This is a genomic window from Streptomyces wedmorensis, from assembly GCF_000716445.1.
Lineage (GTDB): Bacteria > Actinomycetota > Actinomycetes > Streptomycetales > Streptomycetaceae > Streptomyces > Streptomyces wedmorensis.
In genome coordinates this window covers 1-3283 of record NZ_JNWK01000132.1, presented here as the reverse complement: position 1 = coordinate 3283, position 3283 = coordinate 1, and the positions used below count along the sequence as shown (strand labels likewise).

The following is a 3283-nucleotide window of genomic DNA, read 5'->3' as shown; positions in this document are numbered from 1 at the left end:
ACCGACCGCCCTGACGGCCCTCCGAGCCCGAGTGGCCGCCCAAAGCAGCACCCCCGACATTAAGATCAAAGTGACAGGTTAATGATCGGCAGCCCCTTACTGATGGTTTCAGAATGAGGTCCGGAGGCGGCGAAGGCACATGAGGCACTTCTGGTTGAGGCGAGGACACGTCTGGCCTGCCCATGTAGCTCTGTCTCGCGGCCTGACCACGCCGGCCGGCGGCCGCACGGACTCGCCTGTCCGGTCTAGGCACCGTGCATAGTGTGCTCATGGATCGATTCGTGGGTCAGGCCCGCCTCGAATGGTGGGCCAATCGCTCGACATGCCTTGAGATGTACGACGTCGACATCACCGTCACTGTCGACGCGGCCGGCAAGTGGCGGGCAACCGGTCGGCACGCCAACGCTCTCGACACGACCCAGAGCGAGGGCTGGGACTTCCTCATGGAGATGGATCCCCACTTCTCCATTGCGTTTCCCGGTGAGGATCGCGGCGGGATCACGGTGCGAGTCGTCGAGGCAGAAGATGGAACCCTCACGCTCATGGAGGCACCGGACTGGAGCGGCTCCGTGAACGTCGCCTTCGACCTCACCTGAGCTCAGCCCCCAAGGGAAGGAACCCGACTTGGCACCTCCTGCACCGACTCCGGCTGTCGCCCCATGAGGCTGCAAGTCAGTTCGAGCAGTCCCTGGTGTAGATCCGCGCGTCGTTCGTAGCGAATGCGGAGCCGCTTGAACTGGTGCAGCCAGGCGAAGGCGCGCTCGACGACCCAGCGCACCTTGCCCAGCCCGGAGCCGTGTGCGACGCCGCGTCGGACGATCATCGGCTTGATGCCGCGCTTCCACAGCAGGCGGCGGTACTTGTCGAAGTCGTAGCCCCGATCGGCATACAGGCGCCGGGGCTTGCGGCGGGGGCGTCCTCGCCGGCCCCGAATTGCTGGGACTGCGTCCAGCAGCGGCAGCATTTGGGTGACATCATGTCGGTTCCCACCGGTGAGCGTGACAGCGAGCGGTGTGCCGTGGCGGTCGACGATCAGATGGTGTTTGGAGCCGGGACGGGCACGGTCGACGGGCGAAGGGCCGACCTGATCCCCCCTTTCAGGGCCCGGACATGCGACCCGTCCACGGCGCAGTCGTCCAGGCCCAGAAGGTCAGCGCGGCGCAGTTCTGTCAGCAGGGCGGCATGCAGACGCGACCAGACGCCAGCCTCGGTCCAGTCCCGCAGCCGGCGCCAGGCCGTAGCCCCGGAGCAGCCCACAGTCTCGGCCGGAACATCGCGCCAGGCGACGCCGGTCCGCAGCACGTACATGATGCCCGCGAGGGCCGCCCGGTCCGGAACACGCAATCGACCTGGGTGGTGGCGGCGGCGTTCGGGAGCGGGCGGCAGCAGCGGAGCGACCCGCTCCCACAGGTCATCCGGAACAAGATCAGCGCGCACTCGGACACCCTGCCTACCAAGATCACGGTGGAATGGGAGCCTCGGTCACCGACCCGTCAGACAGGCTTTAGACCTCGATATAGGCGACGACTACGACGGTTCGCAGCGCGGTGACGAAGTAGAGGACGCGGACCTGCTCGACGTCGTCGGTGTACTGGCGCAGCGGGACGCCGTCGGTGGTGCCGGGCAAGGGGTCGCCGGCTTCCGGGTCGACGGAGATGACGACCAGGGCACGGTCGAGGGCGTGGAGTTCGGCCTCGCTGGTGATCTCCTGAAGCTGTTTGGCGGCTGCTTCGGAGAACGCGACGCGGGCGCGGCGGCGGTGAGGTTCTTGCTGCGGGGGCATCAGGCGACGGCCGGGCGATGGGTAGCGAGGCGCGCGAGGTGGGTGTCCCGCAGGTCCTCCCACGGGGTGCAGTCGTCGACTGCGGGCAGGCCGTTGGTCGCGATGTCCTCCAGGATCGCAGCGAGCTGGTCCGCCTGGGCGCGGGTGCGGGCAGCGTATGCACGCAATCCGTCGGCAGCTTCGGAGGGCAGCTGCTGCCGGACGGGGTCGGCGAAGGCCTGCGGGTCGCTCATCGCGGGCTCCCTGGGATGCGGAACGGTCGTCTTCCGACACGGTATCGCCGGACCGGCGAGGCTGTGACCACTCTCCGAAATCCTGAGCACCCTACGGAGACTTCGCGAGCGCCTGCCGGACTTCGTCCTGCTCTGCCGAGCCGTCAGAGACTGGTGGGGCCAAACCGGATGAGGAATGCGGGCCCAGCAGTACGCATCGGCCGTCGCCGTCCTGGAGAAGGCCACGATCGCCGTCTCAGCCGGGCCGCTCCCCACTGCGCCCCCAGCCACCCCCACCCACGGGACCACGACCGGATGAGGCGCCCAGCCTCCCCCGAGGCTTCATAACCACTACGGCACGACGGAGGCGCCCGCAACGGCCCCGCTCCGCGTCAGGGGAAGTACAGGGCGGCCTTCTCCAATACGTGGCCCGTGAACATGCCGCCCCAGACGACCCGCCCCCGGTACATCGTGGTCCGCACCGTAGCCGGGGCGACCTCAACCGTGAGGGGGCGGCTGATCAACGTCGTGTCGAGGATCCGCGCGTCGTGGGCAGCCCACTGGGCCGCCTCGGGCCGGACACGCGCGCTCACCAGGGCGGGAAGAACGAAAGCCGCGTTCCGCGCACCGGGTATGCCCCCGCGCAGGCTCTTGGCGTAGCGCATGGCCCATGCGGTGAACTCCCCCAGAGTGGCCACGTCGATCTCCGGTACAGCTGCCGCGAAGACGAACAGCTCGACCTTCGTCCCGAACCACCGGACCTTGCGGTCAGCGCGGCCGGCGGCCACAACCCGGGAGTCGTTCCAGTCCGGCAAGGTCACTGCGCAGCCATCAGCCGTCAGCCGTTCGTGGAGCGCCGTGAGATAGGTGGCCGTCGCGTCAGCGGTCGACTCGGATCCATGAGGATTCATGCACGGATCTTCCAACGCCCTTGGCACACAAGGGAAGAGGCTCACAGGAGCCCACACTCCGAGACGCCGAGTCCGGTGCCGATGAGAGTATCCACCGCCCTGCTCGCCCAGACCGACGCCGAAGGCAACCTCGACTGGGTCGTCGCAATCGACTCCACCACCGTCCCGCGCGCACCAGCACGCCGCTGGAGCCCGCCAAAGGGGCCCCGGCCAGCGAGCCGGGTGACCATGCCCTCGGACGATGTCATCTGGCTCCACACCTGATCGGCCAGACAAGTGCTAGTCTTCTGAGTCAGGAATTCTGTTCAGATATGAGGCGAGGCGTTCGAGGATCTCGTCTGCGGTCTTGGTCCATATGTAGGGCTTGGGGTCGGTGT

General features: G+C 67.7%; 6 protein-coding genes. 2 read left to right on the top strand and 4 right to left on the bottom strand.

What is annotated here, in order from left to right; all coding sequences use genetic code 11:
* The first annotated feature begins 269 nt into the window (after window positions 1–269).
* Window positions 270–596, top strand: coding sequence for a hypothetical protein (locus OO54_RS40690; RefSeq protein ID WP_033212703.1), 327 nt, complete (start codon window positions 270–272; stop codon window positions 594–596).
* Window positions 597–598: 2 nt separating this feature from the next.
* Here OO54_RS40690 and OO54_RS44715 read toward each other — a convergent pair.
* The 4 genes from OO54_RS44715 to OO54_RS40665 form a co-directional block, all read right to left on the bottom strand.
* Window positions 599–1437, bottom strand: a protein-coding gene (locus OO54_RS44715) for an IS5 family transposase (RefSeq protein ID WP_106970209.1) whose coding sequence is annotated in 2 segments (ribosomal slippage) — window positions 599–1098 and window positions 1098–1437 — 840 coding nt in all. Because the reading frame shifts where the segments join, the coding sequence is not laid out codon by codon here.
* Between the two features lie 67 nt (window positions 1438–1504).
* The gene (locus OO54_RS40675; protein ID WP_017242039.1) at window positions 1505–1783 is read right to left on the bottom strand and encodes a hypothetical protein; all 279 of its coding nucleotides are present in this window, start codon (window positions 1781–1783) and stop codon (window positions 1505–1507) included.
* The gene (locus tag OO54_RS40670; protein ID WP_033212699.1) at window positions 1783–2016 is read right to left on the bottom strand and encodes a hypothetical protein; all 234 of its coding nucleotides are present in this window, start codon (window positions 2014–2016) and stop codon (window positions 1783–1785) included. Before OO54_RS40670 ends, OO54_RS40675 begins: the two co-directional genes overlap by 1 nt.
* A 371-nt stretch (window positions 2017–2387) precedes the next feature.
* Window positions 2388–2906, bottom strand: a complete 519-nt coding sequence (locus OO54_RS40665) for a hypothetical protein (RefSeq protein WP_033212698.1) — start codon at window positions 2904–2906, stop codon at window positions 2388–2390.
* An 81-nt stretch (window positions 2907–2987) separates the two neighbouring features.
* Here OO54_RS40665 and OO54_RS46250 point away from each other — a divergent pair, with 81 nt between their 5' ends.
* Window positions 2988–3170 (top strand): hypothetical protein, encoded by a 183-nt coding sequence (locus tag OO54_RS46250; protein ID WP_157856618.1) that lies wholly within the window; start codon window positions 2988–2990, stop codon window positions 3168–3170.
* The last annotated feature ends 113 nt before the right edge of the window (window positions 3171–3283 follow it).

Coding starts and splice junctions, on each gene's coding strand:
- OO54_RS40690 (WP_033212703.1), top strand. CDS start 270: ATGGATCGATTCGTGGGTCAGGCCCGCCTCGAATGGTGGGCCAATCGC.
- OO54_RS40675 (WP_017242039.1), bottom strand. CDS start 1,783: ATGCCCCCGCAGCAAGAACCTCACCGCCGCCGCGCCCGCGTCGCGTTC.
- OO54_RS40670 (WP_033212699.1), bottom strand. CDS start 2,016: ATGAGCGACCCGCAGGCCTTCGCCGACCCCGTCCGGCAGCAGCTGCCC.
- OO54_RS40665 (WP_033212698.1), bottom strand. CDS start 2,906: ATGAATCCTCATGGATCCGAGTCGACCGCTGACGCGACGGCCACCTAT.
- OO54_RS46250 (WP_157856618.1), top strand. CDS start 2,988: ATGAGAGTATCCACCGCCCTGCTCGCCCAGACCGACGCCGAAGGCAAC.